The 21,349-nt window shown below is 73.2% G+C and carries 12 protein-coding genes and 1 riboswitch; of the genes, 8 read left to right on the forward strand and 4 right to left on the reverse strand.

The genetic code is table 11. The features are described 5' to 3' along the window. Positions 1 to 106 precede the first annotated feature (106 nt). Positions 107 to 2,551: a DNA gyrase/topoisomerase IV subunit A gene (locus ACZ4EF_RS31715; RefSeq protein ID WP_467507601.1), complete on the reverse strand. Its 2,445-nt coding sequence runs from the start codon at positions 2,549 to 2,551 to the stop codon at positions 107 to 109. A 359-nt stretch (positions 2,552 to 2,910) separates the two neighbouring features. On the opposite strand from ACZ4EF_RS31715, the gene ACZ4EF_RS31720 reads away from it, so the two are divergent. From ACZ4EF_RS31720 to ACZ4EF_RS31735, 4 genes are all read left to right on the forward strand, one after another. Continuing rightward, positions 2,911 to 4,299: a M16 family metallopeptidase gene (locus ACZ4EF_RS31720; RefSeq protein WP_467507603.1), complete on the forward strand. Its 1,389-nt coding sequence runs from the start codon at positions 2,911 to 2,913 to the stop codon at positions 4,297 to 4,299. After that, positions 4,296 to 5,681, forward strand: a complete 1,386-nt coding sequence (locus ACZ4EF_RS31725) for a M16 family metallopeptidase (RefSeq protein WP_355338387.1) — start codon at positions 4,296 to 4,298, stop codon at positions 5,679 to 5,681. The genes ACZ4EF_RS31720 and ACZ4EF_RS31725 overlap by 4 nt, the downstream gene beginning before the upstream one ends. Positions 5,682 to 5,982: 301 nt before the next feature. Then, positions 5,983 to 6,150, forward strand: a riboswitch (cyclic di-AMP (ydaO/yuaA leader). A gap of 15 nt (positions 6,151 to 6,165) precedes the next feature. After that, positions 6,166 to 7,029 carry a M23 family metallopeptidase gene (locus tag ACZ4EF_RS31730; protein WP_467350585.1) on the forward strand — a complete coding sequence of 288 codons (864 nt, stop codon included), beginning with the start codon at positions 6,166 to 6,168 and terminating at the stop codon, positions 7,027 to 7,029. Between the two features lie 234 nt (positions 7,030 to 7,263). Next, entirely contained in the window at positions 7,264 to 7,965 is a 702-nt protein-coding gene (locus tag ACZ4EF_RS31735; RefSeq protein ID WP_355338392.1) for a GntR family transcriptional regulator, read from the forward strand. A 236-nt stretch (positions 7,966 to 8,201) separates the two neighbouring features. Here ACZ4EF_RS31735 and ACZ4EF_RS31740 read toward each other — a convergent pair whose 3' ends face one another. Further along, positions 8,202 to 8,483: an HPr family phosphocarrier protein gene (locus ACZ4EF_RS31740; RefSeq protein WP_355338395.1), complete on the reverse strand. Its 282-nt coding sequence runs from the start codon at positions 8,481 to 8,483 to the stop codon at positions 8,202 to 8,204. A 161-nt stretch (positions 8,484 to 8,644) separates the two neighbouring features. On the opposite strand from ACZ4EF_RS31740, the gene ACZ4EF_RS31745 reads away from it, so the two are divergent. From ACZ4EF_RS31745 to ACZ4EF_RS31760, 4 genes are all read left to right on the forward strand, one after another. After that, a complete protein-coding gene (locus tag ACZ4EF_RS31745; RefSeq protein WP_467507606.1) occupies positions 8,645 to 11,404 on the forward strand; it encodes a bifunctional acetate--CoA ligase family protein/GNAT family N-acetyltransferase in 2,760 nt (919 codons plus the stop codon). A 76-nt stretch (positions 11,405 to 11,480) separates the two neighbouring features. Next, on the forward strand, positions 11,481 to 12,074 hold the full coding sequence (locus ACZ4EF_RS31750) for a DUF5998 family protein (RefSeq protein ID WP_188286046.1): 594 nt from the start codon (positions 11,481 to 11,483) through the stop codon (positions 12,072 to 12,074). Further along, positions 12,074 to 13,267, forward strand: coding sequence for an alkaline phosphatase family protein (locus ACZ4EF_RS31755; RefSeq protein ID WP_391048945.1), 1,194 nt, complete (start codon positions 12,074 to 12,076; stop codon positions 13,265 to 13,267). Before ACZ4EF_RS31750 ends, ACZ4EF_RS31755 begins: the two co-directional genes overlap by 1 nt. Positions 13,268 to 13,338: 71 nt before the next feature. Then, the gene (locus tag ACZ4EF_RS31760; RefSeq protein WP_355338403.1) at positions 13,339 to 13,986 is read left to right on the forward strand and encodes a thymidine kinase; all 648 of its coding nucleotides are present in this window, start codon (positions 13,339 to 13,341) and stop codon (positions 13,984 to 13,986) included. 74 nt (positions 13,987 to 14,060) lie between these two features. On the opposite strand, the gene ACZ4EF_RS31765 is transcribed toward ACZ4EF_RS31760, so the two are convergent. Both ACZ4EF_RS31765 and ACZ4EF_RS31770 read right to left on the reverse strand, forming a co-directional pair. Further along, a complete protein-coding gene (locus tag ACZ4EF_RS31765; RefSeq protein WP_467507608.1) occupies positions 14,061 to 17,981 on the reverse strand; it encodes a discoidin domain-containing protein in 3,921 nt (1,306 codons plus the stop codon). Between the two features lie 127 nt (positions 17,982 to 18,108). Beyond that, positions 18,109 to 21,276, reverse strand: coding sequence for an alpha-mannosidase (locus ACZ4EF_RS31770; RefSeq protein WP_467507610.1), 3,168 nt, complete (start codon positions 21,274 to 21,276; stop codon positions 18,109 to 18,111). Between the last annotated feature and the right edge of the window lie 73 nt (positions 21,277 to 21,349).

A 21,349-nucleotide genomic window follows, 5' to 3' on the forward strand; every position in this document is an offset into this window, starting at 1 on the left:
GACAGCCTGTACGACCGGCCGTACGACAGCCTGTACGACCGGCCGCACGACACCCTGTGCGACAAGCCGCACGCCCCCGTACGACCGGCCCGCGTACGGCCCGGCGCTACACCGGTCCCGCCACCACCGCGACCGGCTTGACCAGCGGCACCCCCGAGCCGTCGCGGCGCGGGTCCTTCGGCGGCAGCTCGGCGGGAGTGCCGGTGGGCGTGGCGGCGCGGGCGGGCGCGGGACCCGCCCAGGCCAGCGCGAGACCGACCTCGCCGCGCAGGAACCGCTGGCAGCGCACACCGCCGGTGGCGCGCCCCTTGCGCGGATACTGCTCGAACGGCGTCAGCTTCGCGGTGCCCTCGGTCGTGTCGTCCAGCGTGCCCTCGGCGCGCGCGACGGTGAACACCACCGCGTCCACGGCGGGATCGACGGCGGTGAAGGAGATCACCTTGGCGCCGTCGGCGAGCTTGACGCCCGCCATGCCGCCCGCGGGCCGCCCCTGCGGGCGTACCTGCGCGGCCGGGTAGCGCAGCAGTTGCGCGTCATCGGTGATGAAGACCAGGTCCTCCTCGCCGGTGCGCAGCTCCATCGCGCCGACCACCCGGTCACCGTCCTTGAGGCCGATGACCTCCAAGTCGTCCTTGTTCGACGGGTAGTCGGGCACGACGCGCTTGACGACGCCCTGTTCGGTGCCGAGCGCGAGGCCGGGCGAGGACTCGTCGAGCGTGGTCAGGCACAGCACCCGCTCGCCGTCCTCCAGGGTGAGGAACTCCGACAGCGCGGCGCCGCCCGCCAGCGACGGCGCCCCGGCCGTGTCCGGCAGCATCGGCAGGTCGATCACGGTCAGCCGCAGCAGCCGTCCGGCGGACGTCACCGCGCCGATGTCGGCGCGCGCCGTGGTCGGCACCGCCGAGACGATCACATCGTGCTTGGCGCGCTTGGCACCGCCGTCGCTGAAGTCCTCGCCGTTGGTCGTACGGGCCAGCAGCCCGGTCGAGGAGAGCAGCACACGGCACGGGTCGTCGGCCACTTCGAGCGGCACCGAGGACAGCGGCGCGCCCGCCGACTCCAGCAGGACCGTACGGCGCTCGGTGCCGTACTGCTTGGCGACCGCGGCCAGTTCGGCCGAGACCAGCTTGCGCAGCTCCGCGTCCGAGTCGAGGATCCGGGTCAGCTCGGCGATCTCCGCGTTCAGCCGGTCGCGCTCGGACTCCAGCTCGATCCGGTCGAAGCGGGTGAGGCGGCGCAGCGGGGTGTCCAGGATGTACTGCGTCTGGATCTCGGAGAGCCCGAAGCGCTCCATCAGGCCTTCCTTGGCCGCCGACGAGTTGTCGCTGGCCCGGATGATCGCGATGACCTCGTCGATGTCGATGAGGGCCACCAGCAGACCGTCCACCAGGTGCAGCCGGTCGCGGCGCTTGGTGCGGCGGAATTCGCTGCGGCGGCGGACGACCTCGAAGCGGTGGTCGACGTACACCTGGAGCAGTTCGCGCAGGCCCAGGGTGAGCGGCTGCCCGTCCACCAGGCACACGTTGTTGATGCCGAAGGAGTCCTCCATCGGCGTCAGCTTGTAGAGCTGCTCCAGGACGGCCTCGGGGTTGAAGCCGTTCTTGATCTCGATGACCAGCCGCAGGCCGTGCTCGCGGTCGGTGAGGTCCTTGACGTCCGCGATGCCCTGGAGCTTCTTCGCGTTGACCATGTCCTTGATCTTCGCGATCACCTTCTCCGGGCCGACCGTGAAGGGCAGTTCGGTGACGACCAGGCCCTTGCGGCGCGGCGTCACGTCGTCCACCGCGACCGTCGCGCGGATCTTGAAGGTGCCCCGGCCCGACTCGTACGCGTCCCGGATGCCGGTCAGTCCGATGATCCGGCCGCCGGTCGGCAGGTCGGGGCCGGGCACGAAGCGCATCAGTGTGTCGAGGTCGGCGTTCGGGTGCCTGATGAGGTGGCGCGCGGCGGCGATGACCTCGCCCAGATTGTGCGGCGGCATGTTGGTGGCCATGCCGACGGCGATCCCGGAGGCGCCGTTGACCAGCAGGTTGGGGTACGCGGACGGCAGGACCGCGGGCTCCTGCTCCTGGCCGTCGTAGTTGGGGGCGAAGTCGACGGTGTCCTCGTCGATCGACTCCACCATGAGCTGGGCCGGGCCGGACATCCGGGCCTCGGTGTAACGCATCGCCGCGGGCAGGTCGTCCAGCGAGCCGAAGTTGCCGTGTCCGTCGACCAGCGGGAGCCGCTGCGAGAACGGCTGGGCCATCCGCACCATGGCGTCGTAGATCGACGCGTCCCCGTGCGGGTGAAGCTTGCCCATCACCTCGCCGACCACGCGGGCACACTTGACGAAGCCGCGGTCGGGCCGCAGCCCCATCTCGTTCATCTGGTAGACGATGCGGCGGTGTACCGGCTTCATCCCGTCACGGGCGTCGGGAAGCGCCCGCGAGTAGATCACCGAGTAGGCGTACTCGAGGTAGGAGGCCTGCATCTCGTCCACGACGTCGATGTCGAGGATGCGCTCCTCGAAATCGTCGGGCGGCGGGGTCTTCGCGGTGCGGCGGGCCATCTCGGCGGCTGCTCCTTCATCTGGACGGGCGGACAGGCGATCGGTCGGGCGGTCGGGCGGTGGCCGGTCGGACGATCGGACGGGCGATCAGCCGAACGGTCGGACGATCAGTCGAGCGATCAGTCGAGCGGTCGGACGGGCACAAGGCTCGGGTGGGACGCCGACCATTGTGGACCGCACTACCGACATCGCGGACCACCACCCGGTACGAGCGTGCCGTGGACGGCACGTTCACCCACGACGCGACGGGCACGTTCACCCACGGCGTGACCGGGAACTTCGCGGACGGTCGGCTCCCTTGCCTAGAGTGGCAGCACTCTACGCAGTCACGCAGCAGCGACCGGAAGGACAGCTTGCCCATGGGTCACACGGCCACGCCGGAGGCACACTCCAGCGGCCTGACAGCCACCGAGCACCGCCTGGCGAACGGCCTGCGGGTGGTGCTCTCCGAGGACCACCTCACTCCGGTCGCGGCCGTCTGCCTCTGGTACGACGTCGGTTCCCGCCACGAGGTCAAGGGCCGTACCGGCCTCGCCCACCTCTTCGAGCACCTGATGTTCCAGGGCTCCGCCAGCGTCAAGGGCAACGGGCACTTCGAACTGGTGCAGGGCGCGGGCGGCTCGCTGAACGGCACCACCAGCTTCGAGCGCACCAACTACTTCGAGACCATGCCCGCCCACCAGGTCGAACTGGCCCTGTGGCTGGAGGCCGACCGGATGGGCAGCCTGCTCACCGCGCTCGACCTGGAGAGCCTGGACAACCAGCGCGACGTGGTGAAGAACGAGCGCCGCCAGCGGTACGACAACGTCCCCTACGGCACGGCCTTCGAGCGGCTGACCGCGCTGGCCTACCCCGAGGGGCACCCGTACCACCACACGCCGATCGGCTCGATGGCCGACCTGGACGCGGCGTCGCTGGAGGACGCGCAGGCGTTCTTCCGTACGTACTACGCGCCCGGCAACGCGGTGCTGGCCGTGGTCGGCGACATCGACCCCGAGCAGACGCTGGCGTGGGTCGAGAAGTACTTCGGCAGTATCCCCGCCCACGACGGCAAGCCCGCACCGCGTGACGGCTCGCTGCCCGAGGTGATGGGCGGCCAGCTCCGCGAGGTGATCGAGGAGGACGTGCCCTCGCGCGCGCTGATGGCGGCCTACCGGCTGCCGGAGGACGGCACCGCCGACGGCGACGCGGCCGACCTGGCGCTGACCATGCTCGGCGGCGGCGAGTCGTCCCGGCTGCACAACCGGCTGGTACGGCGTGACCGCAGCGCCGTCGCCGCGGGCTTCGGCCTGCTGCGCCTCGCGGGCGCGCCGTCGCTCGGCTGGCTGGACATCAAGGCGTCCAGCGGGGTCGAACTGAGCACCATCGAGGCCGCGGTGGACGAGGAGCTGGCCCGCTTCGCCCAGGAGGGCCCCAGCCCCGAGGAGATGGAGCGCGCCCAGGCGCAGATCGAGCGCGAGTGGCTCGACCGGCTCGCCACCGTGGGCGGCCGGGCCGACGAACTGTGCCGTTACGCGGTGCTGTTCGGCGACCCGCAGCTCGCCCTCACCGCCGTCCAGCGGGTGCTGGCCGTCACCCCCGAGCAGGTGCGGGCCGTGGCCGCCGCGCGGCTGCGCCCCGACAACCGCGCGGTCCTCGTCTACGAGCCCACCGGCGGCGACGCGGCGGAGGACGCCACCGACGAAGCCACCGACGACACCACTGACGAAGCGACCGACGAAGCCACCGAGCAGGAGGGCGAGCTGTGAGCGAGACCGCGGCCGTCATGACGTTCCACCCGCAGCCGCAGGCCGGGGAGCCCCGGCCGTGGGCGTTCCCCGCCCCCGACCGCGGCACCCTGGGCAACGGTCTGACGGTGCTGACCAGCCACCGCCCGGGACAGCAGGTCGTCGCCGTCGAGGTGCTGCTCGACGCGCCGCTGGACGCCGAGCCCGAGGGTCTGGACGGCGTCGGCACCATCATGGCCAGGGCGCTGTCGGAGGGCACGGAGCAGCACACCGCCGAGGAGTTCGCGGCCGAGCTGGAGCGCTGCGGCGCCACGCTGGACGCGCACGCCGACCACCCCGGTGTGCGGGTCTCCCTCGAAGTGCCCGCCTCCCGGCTCGACAAGGCGCTCGCCCTGCTCGCGGAGGCGCTGCTGACCCCGGCCTTCCCCGAGGACGAGATCAAGCGGCTGGTCGCCAACCGGCTCGACGAGATCCCGCACGAGCTGGCCAACCCCGCCCGCAGGGCCGCGATGGCGCTGTCCAAGGAGCTGTTCGCACCGGAGCTGCGCTGCTCCCGGCCGCGCCAGGGCACCGAGGAGACCGTCCGCAGGATCGACGCGGCGGCCGTACGCGCCTTCTACCGGGCCCACGTCCGCCCGTCCACCGCGACCGCCGTGGTGGTCGGCGACCTCACCGGCATCGACCTGCCGCGGCTGCTCGACGACACCCTGGGCGGCTGGAGCGGCTCGGCCGCCAAGCCCCGCCCGCGCCCGGCGATCACCTCGGACGACACCGCGCGCGTGGTCATCGTGGACCGGCCGGGCGCGGTGCAGACCCAGCTCCTCATCGGCCGTACCGGCGCCGACCGGCACGACCCGGTGTGGGCGGCCCGCGTGATCGGCACCTACTGCCTGGGCGGCACCCTGACCTCCCGCCTGGACCGCGTGCTGCGCGAGGAGAAGGGCTACACCTACGGCGTACGCGCCTTCGGACAGGTGCTGCTCGGCTCCGCCGACGGTACGGGCGCCGCGCTGCTGGGCATCAGCGGCTCGGTGGCCACCGAGGTCACCGGGCCCGCGCTCGCCGACACCTGGCAGGTCATCAGGACGCTCGGCGAGGGCGGCCTGACCGACGAGGAGCGGGACGTCGCCGTACAGAATCTGGTCGGTGTGGCGCCGCTGCGCTACGAGACGTCGGCGGCCGTCGCGGCCACGCTGACCGACCAGGTCGAGCAGCAGCTCCCGGACGACTACCAGGCCGAGCTCTACGCGCGGCTGGCGGCCACGGGCACGGTGGAGGCGACCGCCGCGGTCGTCAACGCCTTCCCGCTCGACCGGCTCGTGGTGGTCCTGGTCGGGGACGCGTCCGTCATCGCCGGGCCGGTGGGCGAGTTGGGCATCGGACCGGTGAACATCATCACGTAGTACCGGACGGTCGGACCCGCGTCACGCGGGTCACGCGCCACCCGGCGCGAGCGGTCGGCACCGCTCGCGCCATCCTTCCCCGGAACCCCGGCAGCCCCCTGCGGCGCCGGGGTTCCGGGCGTTTTCGACCGCCGCGCGGGCGTTTTCGAGCGCCGTGCGGGAGTTGGGGAGGGCTTGCGGGGGAGTGTCAGCGAAGTGTGGCGTACGCAACAAATCAGCTGATCTGTTTGGCGGATGGGCGAAACCGCGGTTAGCGTCTTCGCTCGTTGCCCGTCAGCAGCAGCCGCGTCCGGCGGCACGCGGGCACACATCGCCGAGTCCCCGTCAGGGGAGCCGGGGACCCAGCCCTCTCGCGAGGGAGCAGTCCCTGGGGTGAATCGGGACCGACCGCCGAGCGGCGGGCGGACCCGTAGGAGACCTTCCTGCTCCGAACCCGTCAGCTAACCCGGTAGGCGAGAAGGAAGGAAAGGAGCGACGCCTCTTCATGGCGTTCACCGTTCTGCCCGCGCCCAGCGGGAAGCACCGCCGTCCCCGTCGCGGCGCCGCACGCACCGTCCGCGGTGGCGGCACGCTCGCCGGAGTCGCGGTGCTCACCGCGACCGGAGCGTTCGGGGCCACCTCGATGACCGCCACGGCCCACGCCGAGAGCGCGCACGACGCCGTCGCGAACACCGTCTTCGCCCGTACCGCCGATGTGACCGGCTCGCTCGCCGACTCCCTGGCCGCGCAGGCGGAGGCCCAGCGCAAGGCCGCCGAGGCCGCGAAGGCCACGGCGGAGGCCGACCGCAAGCAGGCGGAGGCCGCCGCCCGCGCCAAGGCGGCCAAGGCCAAGGCCGACGCGGCAGCCGCGAAGGCCAAGGCGGAGGCCGCGGCCAAGGTCCGGGCCGCCCGCGAGGCCAAGGCCCGCGCCGACCGCGCCGCCGCCGAGCGCAAGCGTCTCGGCTCCTTCGTCCTGCCGGTCGACAGCTCCTACGTCTCCACCGCCTACCACTCCTCCAGCGGCCTGTGGTCCTCCGGCTACCACACCGGCATCGACTTCCACGCGGCCAGCGGCACCACCGTGCACGCGGTCGGCTCCGGCACCGTGGTCGAGGCCGGCTGGGGCGGCTCGTACGGCAACAACATCGTGATCCGGATGTCCGACGGGATGTACACCCAGTACGGCCACCTGTCCTCGATCCAGGTCTCGGTCGGCCAGAGCGTCACGCCCGGCCAGCAGATCGCCCTGTCCGGCGCGACCGGCAACGTCACCGGGCCGCACCTGCACTTCGAGACCCGTACCGGACCCGACTACGGCTCCGACGTCGACCCCATCGCCTACCTGCGCAAGCACGGCGTCTCGGTCTGACCCCAGGACCCCGCAGGGGTCCCGCCACCGCCCCCCTGGAACCACCGCACCACCCCCCTCAGCGCGAAGGCCCCGGCTCCCCCCGCCGGGGCCTTCGTCCGTCCCGTACCCGTCCCGTACCCGTCCCGTACCCGTCCGCATCGGTCCCGCGCGCCAAAAGAAGTCCCATATTCGGGACTGTGATCGGAATCCCTGGTGTGCTGGAATAGGGTTACCGCAGAATGTGCGGAAAGAATGGGGTCCTGCGATGCGGAATCGGATGTGAACGGGACGGACGGCACGGGGCGGCGTATCTCCGCCCAGGTGGTGTGTACGGCCATCCGCGACGACATTGTCAGCGGTTTCTTCCCGCCGGGCGGCCGGCTGACGGAGGAACTGCTCGCGCAGCGGTACGGGGTGTCGCGTGTGCCGGTCCGCGAGGCGCTGCGCACCTTGGAGTCCGAGGGCTTCGTCCGCACCCGCAGGCACGCCGGCGCGTCGGTGGCCGAGCCCACCGAGCAGGAGGCGGCCGACCTTCTGGAACTGCGCGGCCTGTTGGAGCCGCTGGGCGCCGCGCGCGCCGCCCAGCGCCGTACCGACGCGCATCTGAAGGTGCTGCGCGGGCTCGTACGCCTAGGTCAGGAGCGCGCGGTCCAGGGCCAGTTGTCCGACCTGCCGTCGCTCGGCGGCTGGTTCCACGAGACGCTGGCGCAGGCGTCGGGCAGTCCCACGCTGGCCGCGCTGCTCACGCAGCTGCGCCACAAGATCGCCTGGGTGTACGGCGACGACGTGCCCACGCGCGCGGTGGAGTCGTGGGAGGAGCACGCGGCGCTCGTGGACGCGGTGGCGCGCGGTGACGCCGAGCGGGCCCGCAAACTGGCCGCGGGGCACGTGGAGCGGAGCGCCGCGGTGAGGATTCTGAAACATCCCGTAAACGCGGTGCGCCGCCGCCATTAACAATCGCACCGTATACAAGTGCGTAGAATTGCGGCACCCGTAAATGCAATAAAGCGGGGCCGGTGCAATCCGGGTGGATTGTCCGGCCCCGCTGAATTCCGCTGTCCGGTGGCGGGACAAAGATCCCCGGACGTGTTCCGGCCACGCGAAGGGCGCTTCGCGCGGCAGGGCGCACCGCCCGAAGGCCCGGTCGCGCGAAAGCGCGGCCGGGGAGGGCGGGCGCGCCCCGCCGCGTCTCAGACGGTCTCGGGGAGCTCTTCCAGGCCCTCGGCGACGAGCTTCGCCAGCCGGTCGAGCGCGGCGTCGGCGCCGTCGGCCTCCGAGGCGAGCACGATCTCCTCGCCGCCCTGCGCGCCGAGGCTGAGCACGGCCAGCATGGACGCGGCGTTGACCGGGCCGCCGTCGGCCTTCGCGATCGTCACGGGGACGCCCGCGGCCATGGCCGCGCGGACGAAGATGGACGCGGGGCGGGCGTGCAGGCCCTCCGCCCAGCCGACGTTGACACGGCGCTCAACCATGGTGCTGCCCTTCGGGTCGTTCCAGTTGTCTAGACCAGTTTCGCACGGCCGGAGCGCTGCTCCGGCACGTCGGCACGATCGCGGCCCCCACCAGACTGCCCCCTGCGCGTCGGCTCCGCGAGTGTGACGCGCCCGCCGGGCCACCCGCTTACGCTGGGGCCATGAGCGAGCAGACGGCGCATCCGTACCCCGTCCACTGGGAGGCGGACGTCGTACTGCGGGACGGCGGGATCGCCCACATCCGGCCGATCGGGCCCGACGACGCGGGACGGCTCGTCGACTTCTACGAGCAGGTCTCCGACGAGTCGAAGTACTACCGCTTCTTCGCGCCCTACCCCCGGCTGTCCGACCGGGACGTGCACCGCTTCACGCACCACGACTACAACGACCGCGTCGGCCTGGCCGCCACCGTCGGCGGCGACTTCATCGCCACCGTCCGCTACGACCGCACCGACGACGCGGGCCGGGCCGTCTCCGCCGACAAGGGCACCACCGGCACCCGCGCCGAGGTCGCCTTCCTCGTCCAGGACGCGCACCAGGGCCGCGGCGTCGCCTCCGCGCTGCTCGAACACATCGCCGCCGTCGCCCGCGAGCGCGGCATCCTGCACTTCACCGCCGAGGTCCTGCCCACCAACCGCAAGATGGTCAAGGTCTTCACCGACGCGGGCTTCACCCAGCAGCGCAGCTTCACCGACGGCGTCGTCCACCTCGAACTCGACCTGGAACCCACCGAGCAGTCCGTCCAGGTGATGCGGGCCCGCGAACACCGCGCCGAGGCCCGCTCCGTCCAGCGGCTGCTGCGCCCCGGCTCGGTCGCCGTCGTCGGCACCGGCCGCAGGCCGGGCGGCGTCGGCCGTACGCTGCTGCGCAACATCGTCGCGGGCGGCTTCACCGGCCACGTCTACGCCGTCAACCGCTCCTTCCCCGACGGCGGAACCGACATCGACGGCGTGCCCGGCCACCGCTCCGTCCTCGGCATCGGCGCGCCCGTCGACCTCGCCGTGATCGCCGTGCCCGCCGACCGGGTCCCCGAGGCCGTCGCCGACTGCGGCGCCGCGGGCGTCCAGGGCCTGGTGGTGGTCGCCGCCGGATACTCCGAGACCGGCGAGGAGGGCAGGGCGCGCCAGCGCGAGCTGGTCCGGCAGGCCAGGAGCCACGGCATGCGGGTGATCGGCCCGAACGCCTTCGGCGTCCTCAACACCGCCGCCGGGGTCCGGCTCAACGCCTCCCTGTCGCCCGAGATGCCGCGCAGCGGACGCCTCGGCCTGTTCACCCAGTCCGGCTCGATCGGCATCGCCCTGCTCTCCGGACTGCACCGCCGCGGCGCGGGCCCCTCCTCCTTCGTCTCCGCGGGCAACCGCGCCGACGTCTCGGGCAACGACCTCCTCCAGTACTGGCAGGACGACCCCGACACCGACGCCGTCCTGATGTACCTCGAATCCTTCGGCAACCCGCGGAAGTTCACCCGACTCGCCCGCCGCACCGCCGCCGCCAAACCGGTGGTCGTCGTCAAGGGCGCCCTGCACTCCGGCTCCGTCCCGGCAGGACACGCCGTGCCCGCCACCCGCATCCCCGACTCCACCGTCTCCGCGCTCTTCCGGCAGGCCGGGGTGATCCGCGTGGACACCGTCACCGAACTGCTGGACGCCGGACTCTTCCTGGCCCTCCAGCCGCTGCCCGCGGGCGACCGGATCGCCGTCCTCGGCAACTCCGAATCGCTCGGCCTGCTCACCTACGACGCCGCGCTCACCGCGGGACTGCGGCCCGCCGCGCCCCTCGACCTCACCACCGCGGCCACCCCCGACGACTTCGCCGCCGCCCTCGGCGCCGCGCTCGCCGACCCCGGCAGCGACGCCGTCGTCGTCACCGCGATCCCGCGCGTCGGCTCCGAGGACGCCCCCGACCCCGAGTCCGGCGACGACCCGGCGCTCGCCGAGGCGCTGCGCCGTACGACCGCCGCCGCGGGCGGCGGCAAGCCGGTGGTGGTCGCCCACCTCGCCCTGGAGACCCTGGCCGACCGGCTCGGCGCGCCCGGCGACGAGGCCGCCTCCCGTATCCCCGCCTACTCCGCGCCCGACCGGGCCGTGCGCGCGCTCGCCGAGGCCGCCGCCTACGCGGCCTGGCGCGCCGGATCGGCGGACCCGGGCCGCATCCCGCAGTTCGACGACATCCAGGAGGCCGCGGCGGCCGACGACGTACGCCGCCTGCTGCCGCCCGGCGAGGCGCCCGAGGGCGGGATCTCGCTCGGCGACGCGGACACCGCGACGCTGCTCGGCCGGTACGGCATCCAGGTGCGCGGCGCGCTCCCCGCCCCCGACGCCGACACCGCCGTGGCCGCCGCCGCCCGGCTCGGCTACCCGGTCGCCCTCAAGACCACCGCCCCCCACCTGCGGCACCGCGCCGACCTCGGCGGCGTACGCCTGGACCTGGCGGACGAGGGCGACCTGCGGCGCGCCTACGACGAGCTGACCGCGCGGCTGGGCACCCCGCGGGAGCTGCTGCCCGTCGTGCAGGCGATGGCGCCGCGCGGGGTGGACACGGTGGTACGGGCGGGCGTCGACCCCGCCGCGGGCGCCGTGCTGTCCTTCGGCCTGGCGGGCGCGCCCTCGGAGCTGCTCGGCGACACCGCCCACCGGCTCGTCCCCGCCACCGACCGGGACGCGGCCGAACTGGTCCGCTCCATCAAGGCCGCGCCGCTGCTGTTCGGCTGGCGCGGCGCCGAGCCGGTCGACACCGACGCGCTGGAGGAGCTGCTGCTGCGCGTGTCGCTGCTGACCGCCGACCTCCCGGAGGTCGTCGCGGTCGACCTGGAACCGGTGGTGGTCTCCTCGCGCGGCCTGACCGTCCTCGGCGCGTCCGTCCGCCTGGCCAGGCCGCCCGCCCGCACCGATCTCGGGCCGCGGGCGCTGTCCTCGTTCTGACCCGGCGCCCGCTCCCGCGCCCGCCCGCACGCCGGGTCGCGCTCCGAGCACGTCGCGGTCGTACCTGGCCCTTAGGATGGTCGGCATGGCGAAGACCGGTACTACGACTCAGGGCCTGCGCACGGCCATCGAGCGCAGCGGCTACTACCCCACCCTCGTGGCGGAGGCCGTCGAGGCGGCGGTGGGACGCGAGCCGGTCTCCTCCTACCTGGTCCACCAGGAGACCAGCTTCGACGCCAACGAGGTCCGTCGTCATGTGACCGTGCTGGTGCTCACCGACAGCCGCTTCATCGTCAGCCACACCGACGAGCAGGCCGCCGACGACACCTCGCCGACGCCGTACGCCACCACGTCCACCGAATCGGTGAAGATCGGCCGGATCTCCTCGGTCGTGGTCAGCCGGGTGGTCGCGAACCCGGAGTCGTACACGCCCGGCACGCTGCCCCGCGAAGTGGTGCTCACCATCGGCTGGGGCGCGGTCTCGCGGCTCGACCTGGAGCCCGCCGCCTGCGGCGACCCCAACTGCGAGGCCGACCACGGCTACACCGGCTCCTCGACCGCCGACGACCTGTCGCTGCGGGTCAGCGAGGCGGGCGACGGCCCGGACACCGTCCGCCAGACCCTGGCCTTCGCGCAGGCGCTCTCCGAGGCGACAGCGGCCACTGACTGATGGTCCAGCCGCTGCACGGCGGGTACGGTTCCGCGCCGCTCGATCCGCGTACCGCTCCCGTACCCGACTACGGCACCGGCGCGCTCTGTGACGTCATCCCGGCCGCCGTCGCCGGATTCGCCGTCCCCGGCATGCCGGCCACCGGCCTGGAACTGGCGCCCGCCGACCGGGTCTGCGTCTTCCTCGTGGACGGCCTCGGCTGGGAGCTGATCCTCGCCCACCCCGACGAGGCGCCGTACCTCACCTCGCTGCTGCCGACCTCGCGCGGCGGCACCGGCCGCCCGCTGACCGCCGGATTCCCGGCGACGACCGCGACCTCGCTCGGCTCGGTCGGCACCGGGCTGCCGCCGTCCGCGCACGGCCTGGCGGGCTACACCACGCTCAATCCGGCCACCGGCGAGCTGATGAACCAGCTGCGCTGGCAGCCCTGGACCGCGCCGCACGTCTGGCAGCCGCACCCCACCGTCTTCCAGCTCGCCGACGCCGCCGGGATCGCCACCTGCCAGGTCTCCTCGCCGACCTTCGTCAACACCCCGCTGACCAAGGTCGCGCTGTCCGGCGGCACCTTCCACGGGCGTCTCACCGGCGAGGAGCGGATGGACCTGGCCGCCGACCGGCTCGGCGCCGCCGACCGCACGCTGGTCTACACGTACTACAGCGAGCTGGACGGCATGGGGCACCGGCACGGCGTCGACTCCGACGCCTGGCGCGGCCAGCTCATGATGGTCGACCGGCTGGCGCAGCGGCTCGCCGAGCAACTGCCGCCGCGCAGCGCCCTGTACGTCACCGCCGACCACGGCATGATCGACATCCCCTTCGACGAGCGGTCCCGGATCGACTTCGACGAGGACTGGGAACTGCGCGCCGGGGTCGCGGTGCTCGGCGGCGAGGCCCGCGCCCGGCACGTCTACGCGGTGCCCGGCGCCGCCGCCGACGTGCACGCGGTGTGGAGCGAGGTCCTCGGCGAGCAGATGTGGGTGGCGACCAGGGCCGAGGCGATCGAGGCGGGCTGGTTCGGACCGCCGCCCGACGAGCGGGTGTTCGGCCGGATCGGCGACGTCGTGGCCGTCGCCCGCGACGACATCGCGGTCGTCGCCCACCGCACGGAATCGGGGGAGTCGAAGATGGTCGGCCTGCACGGTTCGATGGCCGCCGCCGAGCAGCTCGTACCGCTGCTCGAAGTACGCTCCTGAGGCCCGCCCGCCCCCGCGCTCTCCCGCCCCCGCGCTTTCCCGCCCCCCATCGAAAGGCCGTCGTCCTTCCCATGCCCGAGCTGGTCTTCTTCTCCGGAACGATGGACTGCGGCAAAAGCACCCTCGCCCTCCAGATCGTCCACAACCGCACCGCTCGCGGCCTCCAGTCGGTGATCTTCACCAGGGACGACCGCGCGGGCGAGGGCAAGCTCTCCTCGCGGCTCGGCCTGGTCACCGACGCCGTCGAGGTCGCGGACGGCATGGACCTGTACGGCCACGTGGTCGGCGTGCTCAGCCGCGGCGGCCGGGTGGACTACGTGATCGTGGACGAGGCGCAGTTCCTCGCGCCCGAGCAGATCGACCAGTTGGCGCGGGTGGTCGACGAACTCGACCTGGACGTCCACGCGTTCGGCATCACCACCGACTTCCGCACCCGGCTCTTCCCCGGCTCGCAGCGGCTGATCGAACTCGCCGACCGGGTCGAGGCCCTTCAGGTCGAGGCGCTGTGCTGGTGCGGCGAGCGCGCCACCCACAACGCCCGTACGGTCGACGGCGTGATGGTCGTCGAGGGCGCGCAGGTGGTGATCGGCGACGTCGACCGGTCCGGCGAGGTCGGCTACGAGGTGCTGTGCCGCCGTCACCACCGCCGCCGGATGACCAGCGCGACCGCGGGCGCGGGCACGCTCTCGCCCGACGTGCTGCCGGTCACCCACTCCTGACCGCGGCGGTCACCCGCTCATGACGACGGGCCCGGCCGGCCGCACGACGGCGGTCGACCGGGCCCGCCCGCCGGTCAGTTGACGCCGACCGGACCGAAACGCGCCACGACCGTGCGGTCCCCGGTCACCGGCACGGTGATCGTCGGCCCGCTGTCGGGCAGTTGGGCGCCGTCGAGCGTCCAGCCCAGCAGTTGGAAGCCGGGCGCCGGTACGGCCGTCACGGTCGCGGTGTCGCCGCGCTCGAAGCGGCCCGGCTCCGTCTGGTTCCCGCCGACGGTGACCTTCCCGCCGCTCGCGGGCTCGGCCGTGGCGGTCACCGACTGCTGCACCATGTTGATCGCCATGATGCCCAGCAGCTTCGCGGGACCGGTGGACGTCGCGCCGTTGTAGCGCAGCACGTTGACCGCCGTGACGTCGGCTGAGGCGCCCGCCTTCACGGTGTAACCGCCGTCGCCGAGGTTGTCCGTGCCCAGGTTGAAGGCGCGGACGTCACCGGAGGTGACCACCAGACCGTTGTGCATGCCGTAGCCGAAGACGTCCGAGACCGTCAGGCCGCGGGCGCCGTCGACATGCACCAGGTCGGTGTTCTTGCGGGTGAACCCGTCGATGGTCTGCGCGAACAGATCGCTGCCGAGGCCCCAGCCGGGAATGCCGAAGCCGGTGCGGTTCACCGCGTTGCCGTTGCTGAGCACACCGTCGACCAGACCGCCGCGGCCCGCGCGCGCCGTGACGCCCCGGTTGAGGAAGACCCCGGTCAGCTTGTGCACCACGAAGCCGTCGTTGCCCTCGTCCACGGCGTTCCACGCGTTGGTCAGACCGACGTCGACCACATACGTGCCGCGGCCGGTGCCCCGGATGTCGTACGGGTAGGGGACGTAGCCGGTCGCGGGGTTGTTCTCCGGGTGGAAGACCCGCAGACCGCGCACGCCCGAGCCGTTTCCGGCGAGCGTGACGAAGGCGGCGTCGGTGTCGGCGTTCGCGGTGTTCCGGCCCGCGTAGGCGAACAGCACGGTGCCGCCGCTGGCGCCGTCCTCGTCGCGGTTCGGCGAGGACGAGGCGCCCCGCAGTTCGACCCCGGCCGGTACCCGCAGCCGGCCCTCGACCCGGTACCAGCCCGCGGGCAGGTACACGGTGCCGCCGCCCCGCGCGCCCGCCCGGTCCAGCAGCCGCTGGATGCCCGCGGTGGCGTCGGCGGCGGGCTGATAGCCCACGCCGTGCGGGACGGCGCCCGCCGCGTACAGCGCGTGCCCGCGAGGCGCGGGCAGGTCGGGTGCGGCGGCCCGGACCGGTACGGGACCGGGCATCGTCACGACCGTGCCGGAGGTCGCGCCGTCCAGCGCCGTGCCGGTGACCTTCACAAATCCCTTGGTGGCGTTGCGGATCGACGCGACGCTGCCCTGGAGCGTGCCCCCGGCCACCGTCATGCCCCAGCGGGTGTCGATGTCGTCCACCTGGAGGGCCACATCGGTGCGCACCACCCGGGTCTGCTGGAACGCGCCGACGAAAGCCGCCCGTTGGCCCTTCACGACCTGGATGCCGGTGCGGTAGTCGGACAGCGAGATCCGGGAGAACTGGTCCCACTCCAGGTCACCGAGGACGAGTCCCGTGCCGTTGGCCCGCGTCCACCGGTCGAGCGCCGACCGCGCGGGCGGGTCGTACGCCGAAGGCGCGTGCGCCCAGTAGGAGTTGGAGAAGGTGATGTCGCTCCAGGTGCCGACGTCCGAGCCGTTGTAACCGGTGGCCCCGGTGAACAGCACCGTCCCCTTGATGTCGGCGAGCGTCGCCGACTCGTGCACCTGGCCCTGCACCGCGGGCCTGCCGCGGTCGTCGGTCTTCGTGGAGACCCCGACACCCTTGTACGAGTTGAGCATCGTGACGTGCGCGACCGTGCTCATCATGAAATTCGCGTCGCTCTGCCAGGCCGACCCCGGAATCTCGAAGGTGTTGTTGTACGGCACCGGGTGGGCCGCGTTCTGCCGCGGGTAGTAGGTGGTCAGGCCCTGGACAGAGGCGCTGCCGCCGACCCGGAAGAGCACCGGCCCGTCGGCGCCCGGCGGCAGGTCGGCGCGGATCACCGTGCCGTAGCCGCCGGACCCGCGGTCCGGGTCGCGCCGGTCGCCGATCAGCGAGCAGAAGGCCGGGACCTCCACGGTGGTGGTGAGGCGGTAGGTGCCCGCGCCCAGCCACACCGTGCCGCCGCCCGCGTCCTGGCAGTCGTACAGCGCGGACTGCACGGCGGCGGTCGCGTCCCTCCTCCCCGAGGTGTCGACGCCGTAGTCGCGGATGTCGAAGTCGGCGACGACCGGAGCGCCGGTCGAGTAGCGGGTGGTGACCAGCTTCGGGTGCGGTGTGACCACCCGCTGGTCGCGGACCTCGAGGACGGCGAGACCCACCTTGGTCTGGCCCGCGCTGTACCCGTGGATCGCCAGCCGGACGTACCGGGCGGTCGTCGGAGCGAAGGCGGTGGTGAACACCGAGCCGCCGACGGCCCCGGTGCGGCCCACGTCCGTGAAACGCGTCCCGTCCGTGGACACCTGGACGGTGTAGTCGGAGGAGAAGGCGCCGGTCCAGCCGGCCTTGACCTGGTTGAAGCGCTTGGCCGCGCCCAGGTCCACGGTGAAGGTCTCGCCCGTCCCGCCGTCCCCGCTGACCCAGGCGCTGCCGCCGTTCCCGTCGATCGCCGCGGCCGGGGCGGACCCGGCGGCGGTGGACGAGGCGGTGGCGGTGCCCAGGTGCGCCAGGTCGGTGTTCACGGCGGCGGCGTGGAAGACGTCGAGCGCGGCGGCCAGCGCGTGGAAGGCGGTACGGGCCTGCTCGTCGGTGACGCCGGCGCCGTTCGCGACCGCGCGGGCCGCGTCGGCGGCCTGCTGGAGCGCGGCCTTCGCGCCGACCGGGTACTGCCCGTCGCGGGTGCCCTCGCGGGCCGCGAGGTAAGCCAGATCGGCCTGCGCCACAAGCTGCTTGAGGCCGGTCGTCGGGTCGAGCACGCGCGGCAGCGCGGTCACCGAGACGCGGGCGACCTTCAGTTCGGCCGGGCTGCCGCCGGTGGTGATGCGGAAGTCCGAGCCGTTGGAGCGGTTGGTGAGGATCGCGTCGTCCAGCAGGAAGGTGTGGGTCTTCCAGGTCCCCGAGTCGCCGTAGGTGAAGACCGGCGAGTTCTTGAACATCTCCGGGATCGTGTCGCCGGGGGAGTCGTACTGGAGCTGGATCGCTCCGTTGCCCCGGTCGAGGTAGTCGACGGTGACCGCGACCGGGTCGCGGTTGTCGTACAGCGCGGTGTCGTCCACGTTCATGTAGAAGAAGCCGGTCTCGGCGCCCGGGTGGCTCTGGTCGGTTCCCCAGTAGCCGCGGCCCGCCTCCGTGCCGGTCACCAGGTGCGTGTCGTTGTCGCCCGCCCGCGGCGAGATGCCGTGCGCGTCGACCGCGGTGCCGAGGTCCACGGACTGGCCCGCGGCGACCCTCACCGACGCCACCGTCACGTCGGCGGGCGCCCCGTCCTTCGACCCCGACAGCCGCAGCTCACGGCCCGCCTCCGTCCCGAAGTCCGCCGGTACGGTGAAGGCTTCCGTCGTCCATCCGGCCGCTCCGGTGAGCGGCACGCTGCCGACGAGGTCGCTCGCGCCGCGCGTCAGCCGAAGCGTCGTCCCGTCGGGCGCGTCGTCGTACGTCACCGCCACGGTGACCTGGCCGGCGCCGCCGACGGTGTCGGTCCACTCCCGGTCCAGCGCCAGCTTGATGTAGTCCGTGCCGGCCGCCACATCGGTCTGCCAGTACGGCTTTCCGTTCTTCTCACCGGTGCGCAGGCCGTCGGCGGAGTCGCCCGCGCTCGCCGTCAGGCCCAGCGTGACCGGTTTCGGGCCGAGGTCGGCGCCGACGCCCAGCGGATACAGCGCCGCCGCGGCGGCCCGCGACGACGGAGGGAGCAGCAGGGCCGCGAGCAGCAGCAGTGCTAACGCGGCGGGGGGCCGCAGCCATCGTGCGAGGGTGGGTCTCATGTGGCTTCTCCTACGGAGGGTCGGTTTCCAGGGGGAAGGGCGGTACGCCAGGTCTTGAGAGGCGCGGGGAACGGTGCGATCAGCCACGACGGGCCTGCGGGGGCAACCGGCCCGCGTCGGGCGGACACTAAGGACGCGCCAGGCGGAGCGTCAGGATCTGGAACGGGCGCAGGTCCAGCGGGAAGGAGCCGTCCCCGGCCCGGGGGAGGGGAGCGGTGGGGCTCTCCAGGAGGTCGGTGACGTGCGCCGCGGCGACGGGGAAGCCGGTGTGCAGCGCCCCGCGCGCGCCGCCGCCGCGCGACTCGTAGAGCCGGACGACCACATCGCCGCCGCGGTCGTCGGCGAGCTTCACCGTCTCCACGACGATGTCGGGGTTGTCGACGGTGACGAACGACGGCCCGGCGGCGGCCCCGCCGGTCGACGCCGAACTGCCCGGCCGCAGCGGCAGGTTGAAGGAGTAGCCGGAGGCGACGGCGTCGCCGACCCCGGCGCCGACCACCAGGCCGTAGGCGAAGGAGTGCCGCCCCCGGTCGGCCTGCGGGTCGGGGCTGTGCGGCGCGCGCAGCAGCGACAGCCGCAGCGTGGTGGTCGTACCGCCGTCGTCGCGGGTCAGGCGCGAGACGTCGTGGCCGTAGGTGGAGTCGTTGACGACGGCGGCTCCCCAGCCGTGCTCGCCCACGTGCACCCAGCGGTGGGCCCAGAGTTCGAAGCGGGCGGCGTCCCAGCTCGTGTTCTCGTGGGTGGGGCGCTGGACGTGCCCGAACTGGATCTCGGCGCTCTCGCGCTCCGCGTGCACGTTCAGCGGCCACGCGGCCTTGAGGAGGGTGTCCCGCTCCTGCCAGTCGATGTCGGTCCGGACGGTCAACCGGGCGCTTCCGGCGGTGAGTTGCAGGTCCTGCGCGAGGTGCGAGCCGCCGAAGGAGCGCGTGACGCGCACCGACGCGAGCAGCGGCCCGGCCTCGGTGACCTCGACGGCGTCGGCGGCGGTGAGGTCGCGGACGGTGTCCCGGTAGTAGCCGTCGATGTTCCAGGCGCTCCACCGGTTGGGGTCGTCCGGGTGGAGTTGCAGCAGATTGCCCGCCGCGCCGGGGGCGATCGCCTCGCGTCCGGCGCGCAGGTCGTACGCGGACCGCACGAGGCCGTCGGCGTCGATCCGTATCCGCAGCACCCCGTTGTCGAGGGTGATCCCGGTGGTGTCCTCGGTGACCGAGACCGGGGGCAGCGCGGAGCGCACGGCCTGACCGGTGCCGAAGGCGGGGGCCTCGACGAGGACGGCGGTACGTCCGTCGGACAGCGGCTGGCCGTCGGCGGCGGGGGTGCCCGCGGGCAGGACGGCCACCTCGCGGCGCGCGTAGGGCCCGGCGTTGTAGAAGACGGGTCCTGAGTCGGCGGGTCCCGAACCGGCGGGTCCTGAGCCGGCGGGCCCCGAACCTGCGGGTCCCGCGCCCGTCCCCGCACCCACCGCGGCCTCGATCACCTCGGCCAACTCGGCCTGCAACTCGCGGTGTACGGCCTCCGCCTCCCGGTGCACCCAGGCGATCGAGGAGCCCGGCAGGATGTCGTGGAACTGGTGCAGCAGCACCCGCCGCCAGATCGACTCCAGCCGCTCGTACGGGTAGGGGGCGCCGCCGCGGACCGTGGCCGCCGCCGACCACAGCTCGGCCTCGCGCAGCAGCGCCTCCGCACGCCGGTTGCCGCGCTTGGTACGGGCCTGGCTGGTGTAGGTGCCGCGGTGATTCTCCAGGTACAGCTCGCCGCGCCAGACCGGCAGCCGCTCGTACTCCTCGCGCGCCTCGTCGAAGAAGGCCGAGGGGTCGCCGACTTCCACGCGGGTGGAGCCCTCCAGGTCGCGCAGCCGCCGCGCCTTCTCCAGCATCTCGCGGGTCGGCCCGCCGCCGCCGTCGCCGAAGCCGAAGGGGGCGAGCGAGCGGGTGGCGGCGCCCTTGTCGGCGAAGTTGTGCTCGGCGTGGGCCAGTTCGGCGCCGGTCAGGGAGGCGTTGTAGGTGTCGACCGGCGGGAAGTGGGTGAAGATCCGGGTGCCGTCGATGCCCTCCCAGTGGAAGGTGTGGTGCGGCAGCCGGTTGGTCTCGTTCCACGAGAGCTTCTGGGTGAGGAACCAGCGGGCCCCGGCCAGCGCGGCGAGCTGCGGGTACGCGGCGGTGTAGCCGAAGGAGTCGGGCAGCCACACGCCGTCCTGCGGGATGCCGAACTCCTCGGCGAAGAACCGCCGCCCGTAGACGAGTTGGCGGGCCAGCGCCTCACCGCCGGGCAGATTGCCGTCCGCCTCCACCCACATGCCGCCGACCGGCGCCCAATTGCCGTCGGACACCGCCTTCTTGATCCGCTCGAAGATCTCGGGGCGGCGCTCCTTCATCCACGCGTACTGCTGCGCGGAGGAGCAGGCGAAGACCAGCTCCGGGTACTCCTGGGCCAGCGTCGTCATATTGGTGAAGGTCCGGGCGCACTTGCGGACCGTCTCGCGGACCGGCCACAGCCACGCCGAGTCGATATGGGCGTGCCCGACCGCGGTGACGGTGTGCGCGGAGGCGTGCGCGGGCCGGGACAGCACGTCCGTCAGCCGGTCGCGGGCGGCCTGCGCGGTGGCCGCGACCGCGCGCACGTCGACCGCGTCGACCGCCCGCTGGAGCGCCCGCAGGATCTCGTGCCGCCGCGACCCGTCTGTCGGCAGCTCGCGCATCAGCTCGTCCAGCACCTCCATGTCGTGCAGCAGGTGCCACACCGCGTCCTCGCGCACCGCGATCTCGGCGGCGCGCAGCCGGTACAGGTGCTCCTCGCCCGCGGTGTCCCGCGAGCCGTAGTGCGTGCCGACCGCGAGCGCGCCCTCGATCATCGGGTTCGCCGCCAACTCCACCAGCAGCTCGACCGGTTCGCCGCCCGCGGCGGGCTCCGCGAGCAGCACCGAGCGGTGGTGCGGGTGCAGGCCCTGCACGGGTGCGCCCGCCGCGTCGTGGACGAAGCCCTCGGCCTGGCCGCCGGGGCCCTTCGTCGGGTCGAAGCCCAGGTCGAAGACGGCCTCCACCCGGCGGCCCGCCCAGGCCGCCGGTATCCGGCCGGTCGCCCGCAGCCAGGTCGTCGACCACGGACCGCCCCAGGTGTCGCCGATCGCGGCGGGCGCGTACGTCGCGGCCAGCGCGTCGGCCACCGGTACGGGTTCGCCCGGCACCTGCCAGGCGGCGAGATCGAGGGTCAGCGCGTCACTGTAGAGGGCGGGACGGACCACCTGAGCGAGGAATTTGGTGATCCGCTCTTCGACGATGTGCCGGTCGTCATGCACAGTTGCGTTTCCTTCTGCCGTGGGCGGGCGGGTGCCGGAAGGGCGGGCGGATGCGGGAGGGCGAGTGCTCGCG

Source organism: Streptomyces sp. NPDC025721, assembly GCF_055558595.1.